Source organism: Ruania suaedae, assembly GCF_021049265.1.
In the GTDB taxonomy this organism is placed as follows: Bacteria; Actinomycetota; Actinomycetes; order Actinomycetales; family Beutenbergiaceae; genus Ruania; species Ruania suaedae.
This window is the reverse complement of record NZ_CP088018.1, coordinates 2,162,829-2,179,834: the sequence shown is the minus strand read 5'-3', so window position 1 is coordinate 2,179,834 and position 17,006 is coordinate 2,162,829. Positions and strand designations below refer to the sequence as shown.

At 67.4% G+C, this 17,006-nt stretch carries 13 protein-coding genes; 7 read left to right on the top strand and 6 right to left on the bottom strand.

Annotated features, from left to right (window positions below):
• Nucleotides 1–10: 10 nt before the first annotated feature.
• Together LQF12_RS10090 and LQF12_RS10085 are read right to left on the bottom strand one after the other, a co-directional pair.
• Nucleotides 11–1,285 carry a hypothetical protein gene (locus LQF12_RS10090; protein WP_231052806.1) on the bottom strand — a complete coding sequence of 425 codons (1,275 nt, stop codon included), beginning with the start codon at nt 1,283–1,285 and terminating at the stop codon, nt 11–13.
• Between the two features lie 79 nt (nt 1,286–1,364).
• Nucleotides 1,365–1,595, bottom strand: coding sequence for a hypothetical protein (locus tag LQF12_RS10085; protein WP_231052805.1), 231 nt, complete (start codon nt 1,593–1,595; stop codon nt 1,365–1,367).
• A gap of 594 nt (nt 1,596–2,189) precedes the next feature.
• On the opposite strand from LQF12_RS10085, the gene LQF12_RS10080 reads away from it, so the two are divergent.
• Complete coding sequence (locus tag LQF12_RS10080) at nt 2,190–3,047, top strand: nuclease-related domain-containing protein (protein WP_231052804.1); 858 nt, start codon at nt 2,190–2,192, stop codon at nt 3,045–3,047.
• Here LQF12_RS10080 and LQF12_RS10075 read toward each other — a convergent pair.
• From LQF12_RS10075 to LQF12_RS10060, 4 genes are all read right to left on the bottom strand, one after another.
• On the bottom strand, nt 3,027–4,247 hold the full coding sequence (locus tag LQF12_RS10075) for a family 1 glycosylhydrolase (protein ID WP_231052803.1): 1,221 nt from the start codon (nt 4,245–4,247) through the stop codon (nt 3,027–3,029). The genes LQF12_RS10080 and LQF12_RS10075 overlap by 21 nt on opposite strands.
• A gap of 20 nt (nt 4,248–4,267) precedes the next feature.
• On the bottom strand, nt 4,268–5,104 hold the full coding sequence (locus LQF12_RS10070) for a carbohydrate ABC transporter permease (RefSeq protein WP_231052802.1): 837 nt from the start codon (nt 5,102–5,104) through the stop codon (nt 4,268–4,270).
• On the bottom strand, nt 5,104–5,994 hold the full coding sequence (locus tag LQF12_RS10065; protein WP_231052801.1) for a carbohydrate ABC transporter permease: 891 nt from the start codon (nt 5,992–5,994) through the stop codon (nt 5,104–5,106). Before LQF12_RS10065 ends, LQF12_RS10070 begins: the two co-directional genes overlap by 1 nt.
• A gap of 64 nt (nt 5,995–6,058) precedes the next feature.
• Complete coding sequence (locus tag LQF12_RS10060; RefSeq protein WP_231052800.1) at nt 6,059–7,351, bottom strand: ABC transporter substrate-binding protein; 1,293 nt, start codon at nt 7,349–7,351, stop codon at nt 6,059–6,061.
• Nucleotides 7,352–7,444: 93 nt separating this feature from the next.
• Here LQF12_RS10060 and LQF12_RS10055 point away from each other — a divergent pair, with 93 nt between their 5' ends.
• From LQF12_RS10055 to narI, 6 genes are all read left to right on the top strand, one after another.
• Nucleotides 7,445–8,449 (top strand): LacI family DNA-binding transcriptional regulator, encoded by a 1,005-nt coding sequence (locus LQF12_RS10055; RefSeq protein WP_231052799.1) that lies wholly within the window; start codon nt 7,445–7,447, stop codon nt 8,447–8,449.
• 128 nt (nt 8,450–8,577) lie between these two features.
• Complete coding sequence (locus LQF12_RS10050) at nt 8,578–9,990, top strand: nitrate/nitrite transporter (protein WP_231052798.1); 1,413 nt, start codon at nt 8,578–8,580, stop codon at nt 9,988–9,990.
• Nucleotides 9,987–13,712, top strand: a complete 3,726-nt coding sequence (locus tag LQF12_RS10045) for a nitrate reductase subunit alpha (RefSeq protein ID WP_231052797.1) — start codon at nt 9,987–9,989, stop codon at nt 13,710–13,712. The genes LQF12_RS10050 and LQF12_RS10045 overlap by 4 nt, the downstream gene beginning before the upstream one ends.
• Nucleotides 13,712–15,457 carry a nitrate reductase subunit beta gene (narH, locus tag LQF12_RS10040; RefSeq protein WP_231052796.1) on the top strand — a complete coding sequence of 582 codons (1,746 nt, stop codon included), beginning with the start codon at nt 13,712–13,714 and terminating at the stop codon, nt 15,455–15,457. The genes LQF12_RS10045 and narH overlap by 1 nt, the downstream gene beginning before the upstream one ends.
• Complete coding sequence (gene narJ / locus LQF12_RS10035; RefSeq protein ID WP_231052795.1) at nt 15,454–16,167, top strand: nitrate reductase molybdenum cofactor assembly chaperone; 714 nt, start codon at nt 15,454–15,456, stop codon at nt 16,165–16,167. Before narH ends, narJ begins: the two co-directional genes overlap by 4 nt.
• A complete protein-coding gene (gene narI / locus LQF12_RS10030; protein WP_231052794.1) occupies nt 16,167–16,898 on the top strand; it encodes a respiratory nitrate reductase subunit gamma in 732 nt (243 codons plus the stop codon). Before narJ ends, narI begins: the two co-directional genes overlap by 1 nt.
• Nucleotides 16,899–17,006 lie beyond the last annotated feature (108 nt).

The window sequence follows — 17,006 nt, the reverse complement described above, 5'->3', positions numbered from 1 at the left end:
GAGCCCTCTGCTACTTGTTCAGGTCGGGGGCTTCGAGCTCAGGGGGTTCGTTCTCGCTGTTGCCGCGGCGTCGTGGGACGCGCTGGGCGATCCCGTTGGCGAACTTCCCGGTGACCGAGCGGGCGCGGCCGACGGACTCCGCCCCGAGCCGGCGAGCGGTGTCGAAGCCGTCGGCGCCGGTCTCGAACGCCTTGTCGCGCACGTCCGTGGCTGCCTCGACCCATCGACGTGCTTCCAGCACTTGCGCGTCGTGGTCGAGCCCCAGGCGCGTGTGGAACTCGGCGACCTCACCGCTGACGCGGGTGCCGGCAGCCACGACGGTGCGCGAGGAGGACGGGTGCAGCAGCACCTTCGCATTTGCGGTGCCGGCCGCCGCAGCCATCCGGGTCAGCAGCCGCGCGGTGCACTGCGCGATGAGATCCAATCGGTTCTGCCGCGCGGCCCGCAGCGCGATGCGATGCTGATCCAGCTCTTGCGGGGAGGCGTCGAGCACGCGGTCGAGTTCGAGCACTGCCAGGGCGTCCTGCAGCTGGAAGCATCGGGCGAGGACGGCGAGCCACTCCTGGACTCGGGCCTCGGCGTCCTGGGCGGCCTTGGCGAGGTCGCCCATCTTGGCCGCTCGCTCGAGCTTCTCCGCGAGGGCGTCGAGCTGACGTAGTGAGTAGGCCTGAGTGCGGCCGATCGACAGGGCCGTTGCCTGCACCTTCGACCAGGTCACCTCGGAAACGCGGCCGGTGTGCTCGCGCACCGTCATGGCCTCCTCGAGGACGAAGTCCACCCCGATCATGTCGGCGAGCACTGCGTCCTTCTGGGCGCGAAGGACATCGTCGACCTTCGCATCGATCGTGGCCAGGTAGTCGGTGATCTCCTCCATCGTCTGCTGCATGGCGAGCTGGGCCATGATCCCGGCGGCGCCGGTGAGCAACGCCGGGTTGGCGAGCATGGAGCCTGGTGTGCGGACGATCTCGAGGATCCCCTTGATCTGGCCGTTCTGCTGCGTGAGGATCGCGCGGCTGACGCCTGGTTGTGAGCCCTTCATGAGGGGAGACTGGCCCAATGCCTGGGCGGACTCCTGGGTCAGCTGGACCCAGCGACCGGAATTGGCCGACATGGTCGAGGCCGACTGCAGTGCGCCGGAGCCGGCGCTGAAGGTGGATCCGAGTTGGGAGAGGCGGAGGTCCTTCGAGGGGAGGCCCTGGGAGGTGAGGAAGCGGTCGACGACGGTGGCGTCGCCGATGACTGCGATGCCGTCGCCGTCGCTGATCAGCTCGATCTCGTCAGTCATCGGTGGCTCCTGGGTTGGCGTCCATGGGGCACTGGCGTCCCCTTTGGACTGAACCTTGCACTACCAGGAAGCGAGACGCCTAGTTGTAGTACAACTCCGTTTCAGGGTCCATGACGACTACGGCGGCTTCGCCGTTGTAGTCATCGAAGATCAGCCATCCGAGCTCGGCGTCCAAGCCCCGAAATGCTGAAAGCCAGGTACCTGTCTGCCCCTGCATAAGGCCGGTCGAGCACTCTTGACCGTCGATGTAGCCAGGCTGGTCAACCATGAGCATCTCTCGACCCTCGACATCGAAAGCCGTGAGATCCATTGCGTACGGTCCGTGACACTCCTTGCCACGGCCTCAGGCAGGTTGTTGGTCCAGGTGATGTCCACGTACCACAGACGCTCCCCGTCGTTGGGTGTGAAGTCCTCGTCGTGGTACGTGGCGACTTCGATGACCTCGCGCTCCTCAAGAACGTTCACCACGAGGTCGGCGGTGGGGCGAGAGATTTCCTCGCCGATCTCGAAAGTTGGGACTGCTTCTTGGGTGGGAGTCGGGCTGGGTGTCGGCGACGGCGGTTCCGTCGTCGGCTCCGGGGTAGCGGCCGCTGAGGTCTGCTCCGTGGGGGATGTGTCCTGAGCGGAGTCCGATCCGCTTGCGCAGCCACCCACAAGGAGCAGAGCGGCGAATCCGGTGGCCGCCATCCTGGTATTCGCCATCATCTTGTCCGATCCGAGAATTGACACGAGTCGAGACACGCTAGCAGCGCGGTCGTCTGTGGGGGTCTCAAATGCGGTTGGCTTTGAGATCCTCGCGTCCAACCCCTCGGTGCCGGCCGAGCCGAAGGTGTGTTCGCGCCAACTGTGGACGAGGTGGTCAACTTGTCTCCTCTGTGTTGCCCGATGAGGATGGTGCGGCCGCGTGACCGAAGACACCCCGACCAAATTCGTCGGCGAGCGGATGAAGCTCCGCTACGCTGGACGATGCCGTCTCTGTGGCAGCGAGCTGCCTGCCCGGGCGGACGCCATCTACGAACGCGCGAACAAGACGGTGCGCTGCGTAGCCTGCCCGGCTGGCACGCCCGTAGCCGAGTCGGTGGACGAGGCTGAGTCGGCATCGATCGCGGTGGTGTCACCCGACGACGCAGGAGTTGCCGGGTCGTCGGCCCGCCGCGAGTACGAACGCCGTAAGGCCAGGAACGAGCAGCGGCTCCGGCAGAAGTGGGGCAAGCTCGGTGGCGTCGCTGTCGCATTCTCGGAAGACAAGCAGCGCACCAAGGCGTGGGCGACCGGGGCAGTCGGCGAGGAGCGCCTGGGAGCTCATCTCGACGCACTCGCCTCGGAGTCGATCGCGGTCCTGCACGACCGGCGCATCCCCGGCTCGCGGGCCAACATCGACCACATGGCGATCACGCCCGCCGGCATCTGGGTCATCGACGCGAAGAAGTACAAGGGGCGACCCCTCCTCCGTGTGGAGGGTGGCATCCTGCGGCCGAGGGTCGAGAAGCTCCTCGTCGGGCGACGTGACTGCACCCAGCTCGTCGACGGCGTGATCAATCAGGTCGATCTGGTCCGTGCTGTTGTCGGGGACCTTCCGGTGACGGGAGTGCTGTGTTTCGTCGACGCCGACTGGCCCTTGATCGGTGGCGACTTCACGACCCGAGGCGTCCACACCCTGTGGCCGAGGCGGCTGACGAAGCTGCTGGCCGCGGGCGAGGGCGGCGCGGTCGACGTGCCCGCTGTCCGCGAGGCGTTGGCGTCACACTTCCAGCCGGCCTGAGGCGACTCGCGTGAAGCTGTCCAATGCCGCATTCGGCACCCGCACCAGCGCACCCCCCGCCGTCCTGCGGAGCTCCAACAATCCCAGGTGGTTCCAGTGGTTGTCGGCGCTGTCGGTCTCGTACCGGTACAGCCAGTCGATCAGCGAGAAGAACGGGAACCACGTGTACCCGGTGATGGGGACGCCGTCGGCCCGCAGGTCCTCCAACGCAGCCAGCGACTCCTGCAGCCACTGGATCTTCGCCTCGGGCGACTCGTTCCGTGAGGTCTCGGTGATGGCCATCGGGAGTCCGTACCGCTCATGGTTCGCCCGCACCAGGTCCACGAGCCCCTCGACCCCGCCCTCGCCGGGCACCTCGGCGCCGGCCTCGTCGAAGGTGGTGGTGCTGAAGCCCGGGTAGTAGTTCACGCCGATGATGTCGGGGGTCTTGGCGTTCTGCCGGAACCAGGCCAGCTCTTCCTCCGTCACCCCGTACTCACGCAGGTGCCCGAACAGCGAGTGCCCCTGATCCACACGGCCCATCACCAAGTCCGTCGCGATGAAGCGCCACTCCTCCAGGTGCTCACGCGAGTGCCCCGGGAAGTGGTCGCCCGCATACCGGAACCCGGCGTCGACGAAGACGATCTCAGCCTCCGGCGCCGCGGCATGAATTGCCTCCTGCGCCCGGGACATCCCCTCGGCCACGGCCACCACCACCTTGACGTAGCCGTCCTCGCCGGTCAGGTACGGGGGCCAGCGCCCATCCCGGCCGCACCACTGCGCATTCACCAGCGGCTCGTTCGCCGGCGTGAACGAGGTGAACACCCCCCGGTAGCGCTCGGCCACGGCCCCGGCGTACCGGGCGAAGTACTCCGGATAGCGCGCGTTCACGAACGCGTTGTCCAGCCACAGCGGCGTGCCGTAGTGCAGCAGGTCCACCACGCAGTGCAGCCCGATCTGCTGCATATGCGCCGCGACCTCGTCGATCCAGGAGAAGTCGAACTCCCCCTCCCGTGGCTCCACCTGGAACCACGGGATACCCCAGCGGATGAACTCCGCCCCGGCCTCCCGCGCCAGATTCAGGTCCTCGCGCCAGTAGTGGTAGTGCTGGGTGAGCTCGTACTCGTCCAGCTTGCGGTGGCCTACCTGCTCCTGCGGGATGAAGGTGTCCTCGATGCCGACGCCCATGGCGATGCGGTCGGGGGAGAAGAAGTGCGTCATGAGTCGCTCGGATTCCTTTGCTACTTGATGCCGGTGGTCGCGATACCGGTGACGAATGTGCGTTGGATGAGGAGGAAGAACAGGATCAGCGGGATCAGCGCGAGCACCGAGCCGGCCATGAGCAGCCCGTACTCGACCACGTGCTGCCCGGCGAACAGCGCCAGCCCGGCCGGCAACGTGGCGCCGTCGATGCTGTTGGACATCACCAGCGGCCACAGCAGGTCGTTCCAGTTGAACTGGAAGTGGAACAACCCCAAGGTCAGCAGCGCCGGCGTGGTCAGCGGCAGCATCACCCGGGTGAAGATCCGCCACTCACTCGCCCCATCGATCCGCGCCGCCTCCTCCAGGTTCTTGGGCAGGGCGAGAAAGAACTGGCGCATGAAGAACACCCCGAACGCGTTCGCCGAACGCGGCACGATCATCCCGGCCACGGTCTGGCCCAGCCCGAGGGAGTGGACCAGGTCATACAACGGGATGATCACCGCCTGATACGGGATCATCAGCATCACGATGATGGCGATGAACGCCGCCGTCTTGCCGCGGAACTCGAACCGCGCCAGCGCATACCCGGCCATGGTGTCGAAGGCCAGGGAGAGCACCATCACCGAGCCGGCGAAGATGATCGTGTTCCCGTACAGCTGCGCGAACGGGATCGCCGACCAGATCGCGGCGAAGTTCTCCAGCGTCCACGTCTGCGGCAACAACGTCGGGGAGGCCGAGGCCGCCTCGGCGTTCGGCTTGAACGCCGTCAGGATCGACCACACGATCGGGAAGATCATCGCCAGCCCGATCGCGAGCATGGCTACCGTCAGCGCCACCGTCCAGGCCCGGCGCAGGGCGGGGGAGGTGGTTCTCATCAGTACCTCACCTGCTTACGTCCGAAGTAGAAGTACTGCGCCATCGACAGCAGCAGGATCAGCAGCAACAGCAGCACCGAGACCGCCGAGCCGTACCCGAACTCGAGGTTGTTGATCCCCACCCGGTTGACCATCACCACCAGCGTCTCGGTGCTCATCGCCGGCCCGCCATTGGTCATCACCTTGATCTGGTCGAACACCTGGAAGCTGGCGATCGCGGCCAGGATGCTGACCAGCATCGTCTGATTGCTCAGCAGCGGGAGCGTGACGGTACGGAACTTCTGCAGGCGGCCTGCGCCGTCGAGCTGGGCGGCCTCGTAGAGGTCGCGGGGGATGGACTGCAGCCCGGCCAGGAACATCACCATGTAGAAGCCCACGTTCTTCCACACGCCCACGGCCATGACGGCGGCCATCGCCGTGCCCGGCTGGGCCAGGGCTCCCTGCGTGGGCGCCAGGCCCACCATGTCCAGCCAGTGCGTGACCAGCCCGTAGTTGGGGTCCAGCAGGAACCGGAACGCGATCGAGACGACGGCGAGGGAGACCACGAAGGGCACGAACACCGCCGTGCGGACGATGCCGCGGCCGAAGAACTTCGCGTTCAGGGCCATGGCCAGGGCCAGCGCCAGGGCGATGGTCACCGGGGTCACCACGACGGCGTAGATCACCGTGTTCTGCAGGGCGTTCATCACCTGGTCATCGCCCAGGAGCTCGCGGTAGTTCGCCAGCCCCACCCACTCCGGGGGCGTGAGCAGGCTGTACTCGGTGAAGGACAGGTAGGCCGTGCGCAGCAGCGGCCAGGCCGTGAACAGGGTCAGCAGGGCCAGGCCGGGGGCGAGGAACATCCACGCCGCCCGCGCCTGCCTGCCCGCGACCGTGCGACCGAATCTCATAGGTTTCCCCTCTCGGGTCCCGCGGTGGGTGGGCCCTACGTAGGGCCCACCCGTGAGCGGAAGGTCAGGAGCCGCCGTCGAGAATGGCCTGGATCTCCTCGCCCGCGGCGGGGAAGAGGTCGGCCACCTCACCGGTGCCGTTCAGCGCCGACTGCAGCGCCGGGGTGAAGATGTCCTCGTTGATCTCACCCGATCCCGGCACGCCCGTCAGGTAGGGGCGCACGTTCTCCAGCACCTCCGGTGCCCCGAAGACGGCGGCCCATTCGTTGGTGACCGCGTCCTCCGGCATGTCGGTGCGGATGGCGGGGAAGCCCGACCCGTTGGCCCAGGTGGCCTGGCTCTCCACCGACTCCCAGTAGGCGAAGAACTGATACGCGGCGTCGGTCTCGTTCTCGTCGAGGCGCTGGGAGACGGTCATGGAGACGACGTCGCCGAGGATCGACTGACCTTCCGGGCCGGCCATCGGCACGGTGACGTCGAAGTCGAGGCCGGCCTCGGTCAGGCCGGCGGTCATCCACGGGCCGTTGATGGTGATCGCGGCGAGCTCGGCCTGGAAGAGCTGGTCGGAGTCGGCGCCGGACATGCCCACCGGGGTGATCTGCTCCTCGCGGACCAGGTTCACCCAGTGCTCGGCGGTCTCCACGGTGGCCGCATCGCCCAGCAGGGCGGTGGTGCCGTCGTCGGAGACCACGCCGCCGCCCCCGTTCCACAGGAAGCTCGGGAAGACCGGGACGGTGGAGTGATCGCCCATGGCGATGGGGTACTGATCGGGAGTGCCGTCACCGTCCTCGTCCACGGTGAGGTCGGGAATCATCTCCTCGAACTCCTCCCACGTGGTGGGCGGGGCCTCGGGGTCCAGGCCGGCCTCCTCGAAGACAGCCTTGTTCCAGTACATGAGCACGGGGCCGAGGTTGAGGGGCACGCCGTAGTTGACGCCGTCGTAGACCGAGGCCTGCACGGCGCCCTCGGCCAGGACCGAGGTGTCCATGTAGGTGTCGTCGGCGTAGAAGTCATCGGTGGGGGCGAGCACGCCGCGCTCGGCGTACTGGGGCAGGCGCGAGGCGCTCATGGCGACCAGGTCGGGACCGTCGTCGGAGGTGGCCGCGGTGAGGAACTGCTGGTAGAGGGAGTCCCAGGGAAGGGCCTCGGCCTCGATGGTGACCTCGTCCTGCCCGTCGTTGAAGGCGTCGACGACCTCCTGGAAGGCAGGGCCGTCGGGGCCGGTGAGGCCGTGCCACATGGTCAAGGTGACGGGGCCGCCGTCATCGGTGGAACCGCCGTCGCTGCAGGCGGCCAGGCCGGCCGTCAGGGCGAGGGCGGCACCTGCGGCTATGCAGGTGCGTCGGGTGGGTCGCATGATGCCTCCAGTGCTCTTGCAACGTTGAAAGACGATGTCACGATAGCCAACGAATTCGATTCATGCAACGATGCAAGAAGGAAAGGGGATTCCATGGCGACTCTGAAGGACGTGGCACAGCTCGCGGGGGTCTCACCGCGGACGGTGAGCAACGTGGTCAACGATCAGCCGTACGTGGCCGGGGAGACCCGGGCCCGGGTGGAGGCGGCGCTCGCGGCCTTGGACTACCGGCCGAACCAGCTGGCGAAGAGCCTGCGCACCGGCAAGATCGGGCTGCTCGGGTTCGTGGTGCCGAACCTGGCGCAGTCCCACTTCGCGCGGCTGGCCGCGGAGATCGTGCAGGCGGCAACCGCGCGTGGGTACACGGTCGCCGTGGACCAGACGCATGGCGACATCGAACGCGAGCGGAGGCTGATTCAGCTCGGGCCGCGCGGTGCGATGTTCGACGGCGCGATCTTCCACCCCGAGGCGTTGCGCGCGGAGGACATCGAGAACCGGGAGTCGGAGTTCCCGCTGGTGCTGGTGGGGGAGCGGATCGCGGGCGACCACCTCGACCACGTGTACATCGACGATCGCGCGGCGGCGTATGAGGCGACCCAGAAGTTGATCGCCGATGGGCACCGGCGTATTGCTGCCATCGGGTTGCGGCGGGCGAGCTATGCCCGCACGGCGCACCTGCGCGAGGAGGGGGTGCGGGCGGCGTTGGCGGAGGCAGACGGTGTGGTCGCCGGGCATCACCAGTACGTGGAGCACTACGACGCCGAGGACGGGTACGAGGCGATGGCGAACCTGGTGGAGTCGGCCGAGCGCCCGGACGCGGTGATCTGCTTTTCCGATGCGCTCGCGATGGGTGCGCTGCGGCGCCTGCACGAGCACGACGTGGATGTGCCGGACCAGATGGCGCTGGTGGGCTTCGACGACATCACCGAGGCGTCCTACTCGTTCCCGCCGCTGACCACCGTGGCGGCGGACAACAGTGAGATCGCCGAGACGGCGGTGAATGCGCTGATCGGGCGGATCGCGGATCCGGGTTCACCGGTGCAGGAATACCTGGTCTCGCACCGGTTGATTGTGCGGGAGTCGACGCGGGGGAGGTGAGCGCGCCCGGTGGCGCCGCAGGCCGTCGAGTCGCTCAGATTGCAAGGTGAGTGCTCGATTGCGCTGCGGCCGCCGGGTTCGTCATGTCACCCGCCTGCATGGCGCCTCAGCTTGGTGCGCGCAGATCCATGAGCATGCGCGGGTTGGCAACAGGGGCAACATCAGTGAGGATGGAGAGCGCGATGATCTCAGAAGGGACGACGATGACCGCACCGCCACCGGAGTCGATCAGCGCCGATCGACCCACGCGCGAGTTGGGCGGTTCTCCGTGGCTGATGCTGGCCATGGCGACCCTGGGGTTTGGGGTCAACTTCTGGGCCTGGGCGCTGATCAGCCCGCTCGGACCATTGTTCCGGGACACCGGCACCCTCGGCTCGCTCAGCGAGTCCGACGTGGCGCTGCTGGTCGCGGTGCCCGTGATCGTGGGCTCGTTGGGTCGAATCGTGGTCGGGGCATTGACCGACCGATTCGGCGGCCGGGTGATGTTCCCGATCATCTCGGGCGTGACGATCGTTCCCATCCTGTTCATCGCCTTCGTCGCGCTCGACTCCTACGTGCTGCTGCTGGTGGGCGGCTTCTTCCTGGGAATCGCCGGTACCGCGTTCGCCGTCGGAGTGCCCTTCGTGAACTCCTGGTTTCCCCCTGAACGCCGGGGCCTGGCCATCGGGATCTTCGGCGCAGGCATGGGCGGCACCGCGATCAGCGCTTTGACGACGGTCAAGCTCTTCACCAACGTGGGCTCCGAGGCGCCGTTCTTGATCACCGCGGGCGTCTTGGCCCTTTACGCGATCGCCGCATGGCTGCTCCTACGCGACGCACCTGGCCGGACCACCCCGACCACCTCGCTGGGCAGCCGGCTCGCGACCAACGCCACGCTTCCCATCACCTGGCAGGCCTGCGTGTTGTACGCCGTCGCCTTCGGCGGGTACGTCGCGTTCTCGGTGTATCTGCCCGCCTACCTCATGACCGCCCATGGGCTGACACCGGCAGACGCCGCGAACCGGATGGCCGGCTTCGTCGTGGTCGCCGTCATCATGCGTCCCGTCGGCGGCTGGCTCTCGGACCGGTTCGGCTCCATCCCGGTCCTGGCGACCGGCTACGGCGTGGTGGTCGCTTGTGCCGCGCTCTCGGCGGGCACGCCGCCGCTCGATGGTGTCGGCACGGTGGCCTTCCTTGCGATGGCCGTGGCGCTGGGCAGCGGAAGTGGGGCGACGTTCGCACTCATTGCTCAAGTGACTGACCCATCGCGGGTCGGCGGCGTGACTGGACTGGTCGGCGCCGCAGGCGGTCTGGGCGGCTTCGTACCGCCACTGCTGATGGGCTACGTCTACGGCCAAACCGACTCCTACGCGATTGGCCTGTGGCTGCTCTCCATCACCGCGGCACTGACTTTGGTCCTGACCCTGACGCTCGTCCGGCGCACAGCACGCACCCACCGGGCCTCCAACGGGCACGCAGTCCCAGCGGCGCCAGCACCTCCTGACGTCGCACCGAACCACGGCACAGAATCATCAGGTCCCACAGGCAAGGACGCGACGTGAGCACTGAGACCCACCCCGAACCACGGAATACCCGCGAGATCGGTTTGGACGGAGGTCTCAGTGATGCGCTGCTCCGCAGCCGACGCTACTTCACCAGAGGGACGGTCTCCGACGACCTGCGCACCCTGGTCAAGACCGGTGGCCGGGACGCCGACGCGTTCTATCGCGACCGCTGGAGCCACGACAAGGTGGTGCGTTCGACCCACGGCGTGAACTGCACCGGCTCGTGCTCGTGGAAGGTCTACGTCAAGGACGGGATCATCACCTGGGAGACCCAGCAGACCGACTACCCCTCGGTCGGGCCCGACTCTCCGGAGTACGAGCCCCGTGGGTGCCCGCGCGGCGCGGCGTTCTCCTGGTACACCTACTCGCCGACCCGCGTGCGCTATCCCTACGTGCGCGGCGTGCTGCTGCAGATGTACCGCGAGGCCAAGTCGCAGCACGGCGGCGACCCGGTCAAGGCCTGGGCGCACATCGTCGACAACCCGCAGCGGGCGAAGGCCTACAAGTCCGCGCGGGGCAAGGGCGGGCTGGTCCGCGCCACCTGGGACGAGGCCACCGAGATGGTGGCCGCGGCCTACGTCCACACCATCTCGAAGTGGGGCCCGGACCGGGTGGCCGGCTTCTCGCCGATCCCGGCCATGTCGATGGTCTCGCACGCCTCCGGTGCCCGGTTCACCTCACTCGTCGGTGGCTCGATGCTGAGCTTCTACGACTGGTACGCCGACCTGCCCGTCGCCTCACCGCAGGTCTTCGGCGACCAGACCGACGTACCCGAGTCGGGCGACTGGTGGGACGCCGGCTACCTGATCATGTGGGGCTCCAACGTCCCAGTCACGCGCACGCCCGACGCCCACTGGATGGCCGAGGCCCGCTACCGTGGCCAGAAGGTCGTCGTGGTGGCACCCGACTACGCCGACAACGTGAAGTTCGCCGACGAATGGCTGGCGATCGCTCCCGGCACCGACGGCGCGCTGGCCATGACGATGGGGCACGTGATTCTCAAGGAGTTCTTCGTCGACCGGCAGACGCCGTACTTCACCGACTACACGAAGAAGTACACCGACCTGCCCTACCTTGTCTCGCTCGAGGAGGTCGCCGACGCGCCCGGCACCTACCGCGCCGGCAAGTTCCTGACCGCCGCCGACCTCCCCGATCACGCCGCTGAGGAGAACGCACACTTCAAGACCGTGCTCCTCGACGCACGGTCCGATCAGCCGGTGGTCCCCAACGGCTCGCTCGGCGACCGCTTCGGCGAGTCCGGCGTGGGCAAGTGGAATCTCGACCTCGGCGATGTCGAACCGCGGCTGAGTGTGCTCGAGCCTGGCGGCGAGACTGTCTCGCTGGAACTGCCCCGCTTCGACGACGTCGACGGGACGCCGGGCTCGCTGCCCCGCGACGTCCCCGTGCGACGGATCGGTGATCGGCTGGTCGCCACCGTGTACGACCTGATGCTCGCCCAGTACGGCGTCGGCCGTGCCGGGCTCCGGGGCTACGCCACCGGGTACGACGACGCCTCGGCGCCGTACACCCCGGCCTGGCAGGAGTCGATCACCAACGTCCCTGCCCCCGCCGCCGCCCGGATCGCCCGCGAGTTCGCACAGAACGCCGAGGACTCCCAGGGCCGCTCGATGATCTTGATGGGCGCGGGCACCAATCACTGGTTCCACTCCGACACGATCTACCGCGGGTTCCTCGGGCTGACCACGCTGACGGGCTGCCAGGGCGTCAACGGTGGCGGCTGGGCGCACTACGTCGGCCAGGAGAAGTGCCGCCCCGTCACCGGGTGGGCACAGCTGGCCTTCGGCCTCGACTGGAACCGACCGCCGCGCCAGATGATCCACACGGCCTACTGGTACCTCCACAGCGACCAGTTCCGCTACGACACCTTCGGCGCCGACACGGTCCGCGCCAAGACGGGCAACGGGCTGCTGGCCGGCATGAGCACCGCCGACGTGATCGCCAAGAGCGCACGGATGGGCTGGATGCCGTCCTATCCGACGTTCAATCGCAACCCGCTCGACGTCGCGGACGAGGCGGCCGCGGCCGGTCGCCCGGTCGCGGAGCACGTGGTCGACCAACTCAAGTCCGGCGACCTGAGCTTCGCCGCCGAGGACCCGGACTCGCCCGAGAACTTCCCGCGGATCCTCTCGATCTGGCGGGCCAATCTGCTCGGCTCGTCGGGCAAGGGCAACGAGTACCTGCTCAAGCACCTGCTCGGCACCGACAACTCGCTGCGCGCCGGCGAGGCGTCCGAGGGCCAACGGCCGCAGGAGGTCGCCTGGCACGAAACTGCCCCCGAGGGGAAGCTCGACCTGCTGCTCACGCTCGACTTCCGCCAGACCAGCACCACCATCTTCAGCGACGTCGTGCTGCCCGCGGCCACGTGGTACGAGAAGCACGACCTCAACACCACCGACATGCATCCGTTCATCCACTCGTTCAACCCCGCGATCGCGCCGCCGTGGCAGACCCGCACCGACTGGGATGCCTGGCAGGCGATCGCGACGAAGTTCAGCGAACTCTCGGCCGGGCGGCTCGACACCCGCAAGGACGTCGTGGCGGTCCCGTTGCTCCACGACACTCCGGACGCGATGGCCAACCCGCACGGGGTGGTCCGCGACTGGAAGCACGGCGAGTGCGAACCGGTCCCGGGCGTGACGATGCCCAAGATCGTCGAGGTCGAGCGCGACTACACCGCCGTCGGCGCCAAGATGCAGGCCCTCGGGCCGCTGTTGGAGCGGCTCGGCACGACCACCAAGGGCGTCACCTACGACGTCACGAAGGCGGTTGACTACCTGGGCCACAAAAACGGCACGGTCCGCGGCGGCGCCGCGGACGGGCGCCCGTCGCTGGTGCGCGACGTCCACGCCTGCGAGGCAATCCTGGCGCTGTCCGGGACCACCAACGGCTATCTCGCCACCCAAGGTTTCAAGACTCTGGAGAAGCGCACCGGCCACCTGCTGCACGACCTCGCCGCCGAGCACGAGGGAAAGCAGATCACCTTCGCCGACACGGTCGCCGCGCCGGTGCCGGTGATCACCTCCCCGGAGTGGTCCGGGTCGGAGACCGGCGGTCGCCGCTACTCACCGTTCACGATCAACGTCGAGCGACTCAAGCCATGGCACACCTTGACCGGCCGTCAGCACTTCTACCTCGACCACGACTGGATGACCGAGCTAGGCGAAGGGCTTCCGGTCTACCGGCCGCCGCTGAACATGGGGGCGCTGTTCAGCGAACCGGAGATCGGCGACGTCGGTGAGCTGGGGGTGACCGTGCGCTACCTGACACCTCACAACAAGTGGTCGATCCACTCCGAATACCAGGACAACCTGTTCATGCTGTCGCTCTCCCGCGGCGGCCAGACGATCTGGATGAGCGACCAGGACGCCGCCAAGGTCGGCGTCGTGGACAACGACTGGATCGAGGCGGTCAACCGCAACGGCGTCGTCGTCGCCCGCGCGATCGTCTCCCACCGCATGCCCGAAGGGACCGTCTACATGCACCACGCGCAGGATCGGCTGATCGACGTACCGATCGCGGAGACGTCCGGAAAACGGGGCGGCATTCACAATTCACTGACCCGGATCCTGGTCAAGCCGAGCCACGTGATCGGCGGTTATGCCCAGTTGTCGTTTGCGTTCAACTATCTCGGTCCCACCGGTAACCAGCGTGACGAGGTCACCGTCATCCGCAAGCGCAGCCAGGAGGTGACGTACTGATGAAGGTCATGGCGCAGATGGCGATGGTGATGAACCTCGACAAGTGCATCGGGTGCCACACCTGCTCGGTCACGTGCAAGCAGGCGTGGACCAACAGGACCGGCACTGAGTACGTCTGGTTCAACAACGTGGAGACCCGGCCGGGGCAGGGCTATCCCCGCACTTACGAGGACCAGGAGCGGTGGAAGGGCGGGTGGGAGCTCAGCAGGCGCGGTCGGCTCAAGCTCAAGGACGGTGGACGGTTCAAGAAGCTGGCGACGATCTTCTTCAACCCGAAGATGCCATCGATCGAGGACTACTACGAGCCGTGGACCTACGACTACTCGACCTTGACCGACGCGCCGGCGCAGGAGCACACGCCGGTCGCCCGGCCCAAGTCGCTGCTGTCGGGCAAGGACATGAAGATCACCTGGTCGTCCAACTGGGACGACAACCTCGGGGGCTCCGCGGCGACGCTCGAGCACGATCCGATGCTCAAGAAGATCGCCGACAAGGTGAAGTTCGAGTTCGAGCAGACGTTCATGTTCTACCTGCCGCGGATCTGCGAGCACTGCCTCAACCCCTCGTGCGCGGCGTCGTGCCCAAGCGGGGCGATCTACAAGCGCGAGGAGGACGGCATCGTCCTGGTCGACCAGGACCGCTGCCGTGGTTGGCGGATGTGCATCTCGGGGTGCCCGTACAAGAAGGTCTACTTCAACCACAAGACCGGCAAGGCCGAGAAGTGCACGTTCTGCTTCCCGCGGATCGAGGTCGGTCTACCGACCGTATGCGCCGAGACCTGCGTCGGCCGGCTCCGCTACATCGGCCTGATGCTCTACGACGCCGACAAGGTACTCGAGGCGGCGACCACGACCGACGAGACCGGTCTCTACGAGGCGCAGCGCGAGGTCTTCCTGGACCCGAATGACCCCGAGGTGCAGCAGGAGGCGGAGAAAGCGGGGATCCCGCGGGACTGGGTACAGGCCGCCCAGCGCTCGCCGATCTACGCTCTGATCAACCGGTTCAAGGTCGCGCTGCCGCTGCATCCGGAGTACCGGACGATGCCGATGGTTTGGTACATCCCACCACTCTCGCCGGTCGTCGACGTGGTCAAGGACACGGGCTTCGACGCCGAGGACAAGGGCAACTTGTTCGCAGCCATCGACGCGCTCCGGATCCCGATCGAGTACCTCGCCGAGCTGTTCACGGCCGGCGACGTCGCCCCGGTCGACGCGGTGCTGCAGAAACTTGCGGCCATGCGTTCCTACATGCGCGACATCAACATGGGCCGCGAGCCGGACGCCTCGATCCCGGCGGCAGTCGGGATGAGCGAGGAGGAGATGTACGACATGTACCGTCTCCTCGCGATCGCCAAGTACGACGAGCGCTACGTCATCCCGACCGCGCACGCGGAGCAGGCGCACTCTCTGGAAGAACTGGGCACCGAGTGCTCGGTCAGTGCGTACGGCGGCGGCAACCCGGAGATTTTCGGCGAGGGGTCTGGCGGTCTGACGCCCATCGCGGTCGAGAACTTCCAGATGCTCCAGGACCGGCAGACCTCCGACACGATCGTCTCACCGGCCGACAAGGCCAACCGGGTGAACCTGCTCAACTGGGACGGCAAGGGCGCACCTAGCGGCCTGTTCCCGCCCAGACCCGACGGACCGGAGCCTGACCCGGACACCTCGCCGCCGGACACGAGCGAAGACGGGGCGACGGGTCCCGGCGGCACCGCTGGTCTCACCGGAGGGGCTGACCACCGATGAGAACCCGCAACAGGACCCGGCTGAGCGCCCAGGAGTTGAGCGTCGCCTGGCAGTCGGCGTCGCTGCTGCTCGGCTACCCCGACGAGGAGCTCCTCGGCCGGCTCGACCTGGTCCGAGGGGCTTCGCACGAGCTTCCCGGCCGAGTGGGTGAGCCGCTGCGGGCCTGCGTCACCTGCCTCGAAGGGGTGCCGCTGACCGAGCTGGAGAGCGATTACGTCGGATCCTTCGATACCCGGCGCCGGCACAACCTGTTCCTCACCTACTTCGCCCACGGTGACACGCGCAAACGGGGGATGGCTCTGCTGCGATTCAAGCAGACCTACCTCGCCTCCGGCTTCGAGCTAACCGCCACCGAGCTGCCCGACCACCTGTGTGTCGTGTTGGAGTACGCCGCCACGATCGACCGCGAGCAGGGCCGTCAGCTGCTGCTCGACCACCGGGCCGGTCTCGAGTTGCTGCGGATCGCGCTCGGCGAGTCCGGCTCTCGCTGGGCCGGTGCCGTCGAGGCGGTCACCGCCACGCTGCCGCCGCTGCAGGGTGAGGAGTGGGACGCCGTCCGCCGGCTCGCGGCCGAAGGTCCGCCCGAGGAGGAAGTCGGTCTCACGCCGTACGAGACCCCCGCTTTCGACCCGGGCCCGGCCCGACCCGACGGACCGGTCCCGCTGCCGATGCCGGCGTTCCGTGCACCGGCCACCCGAGGAGCACGCTGATGGATGTCTTCCTGTGGGTGATCGTGCCCTACCTGTGCCTCGCGACTTTCGTGGTCGGCCACTTCTGGCGCTACCGCTACGACAAGTTCGGCTGGACCACGCGGTCCTCGCAGCTCTACGAGGACCGGCTGCTGCGCCTCGGCAGCCCGATGTTCCACTTCGGGATGCTCGGAGTGGTCGGCGGCCACGTCATCGGCCTGCTGGTGCCACGGTCGTGGACTGCCGCAGTCGGCATTGACGACCACATCTACCACTACGTCGCTGTCATCGGCGGCCTCATCGCCGGCGCCCTGACCGTGGTCGGAATGGTCATCCTGATCTACCGCCGACGCACGGTAGGACCGGTCTTTTCCGCGACGACGATGATGGACAAGGTGATGTACCTCTTCCTAGCCGTCGTGATCGTGCTGGGCATGTGGAACACAATCGCCGGATCCATCTTCACCATCGGCGGGGAGTACAACTACCGCGAGGGAGTCTCCGTCTGGTACCGCTCGTTCCTCGCCTTTCAGCCCGACGCCGCACTCATGGCCGAAGCGCCCATCGGCTTCCAACTGCACGCCCTGACGGCCTTCGGACTGTTCGCGCTGTGGCCCTTCACCCGGCTAGTGCACGTGTTCAGCGCCCCGGTCGGCTACCTCACCCGCCCCTATATCGTCTACCGCACCCGAGACGACGCCACGCTTGGTAGTCGCTCCTCCCGGCGCGGCTGGGACCGGACCTCGCGATGAGTTGTCTGAGCGCCATCGGCCACGAGCCCGCGCTCCGCCGAGCGGTTCTACCTGGCCGAACCGTGCCCCCGGATGCCCCAGCCGCTCTCGTTCAGGCGTTCCTCATCC

Bases quoted from the DNA above. Each gene is read 5' to 3' on its own strand.
- narJ (WP_231052795.1), top strand. From the start codon at position 15,454: ATGAGAACCCGCAACAGGACCCGGCTGAGCGCCCAGGAGTTGAGCGTC.
- LQF12_RS10085 (WP_231052805.1), bottom strand. From the start codon at position 1,595: ATGGATCTCACGGCTTTCGATGTCGAGGGTCGAGAGATGCTCATGGTT.
- LQF12_RS10065 (WP_231052801.1), bottom strand. From the start codon at position 5,994: ATGAGATTCGGTCGCACGGTCGCGGGCAGGCAGGCGCGGGCGGCGTGG.
- LQF12_RS10055 (WP_231052799.1), top strand. From the start codon at position 7,445: ATGGCGACTCTGAAGGACGTGGCACAGCTCGCGGGGGTCTCACCGCGG.
- LQF12_RS10090 (WP_231052806.1), bottom strand. From the start codon at position 1,285: ATGACTGACGAGATCGAGCTGATCAGCGACGGCGACGGCATCGCAGTC.
- narI (WP_231052794.1), top strand. From the start codon at position 16,167: ATGGATGTCTTCCTGTGGGTGATCGTGCCCTACCTGTGCCTCGCGACT.
- LQF12_RS10050 (WP_231052798.1), top strand. From the start codon at position 8,578: ATGAGCATGCGCGGGTTGGCAACAGGGGCAACATCAGTGAGGATGGAG.
- narH (WP_231052796.1), top strand. From the start codon at position 13,712: ATGAAGGTCATGGCGCAGATGGCGATGGTGATGAACCTCGACAAGTGC.
- LQF12_RS10070 (WP_231052802.1), bottom strand. From the start codon at position 5,104: ATGAGAACCACCTCCCCCGCCCTGCGCCGGGCCTGGACGGTGGCGCTG.
- LQF12_RS10075 (WP_231052803.1), bottom strand. From the start codon at position 4,247: ATGACGCACTTCTTCTCCCCCGACCGCATCGCCATGGGCGTCGGCATC.
- LQF12_RS10060 (WP_231052800.1), bottom strand. From the start codon at position 7,351: ATGCGACCCACCCGACGCACCTGCATAGCCGCAGGTGCCGCCCTCGCC.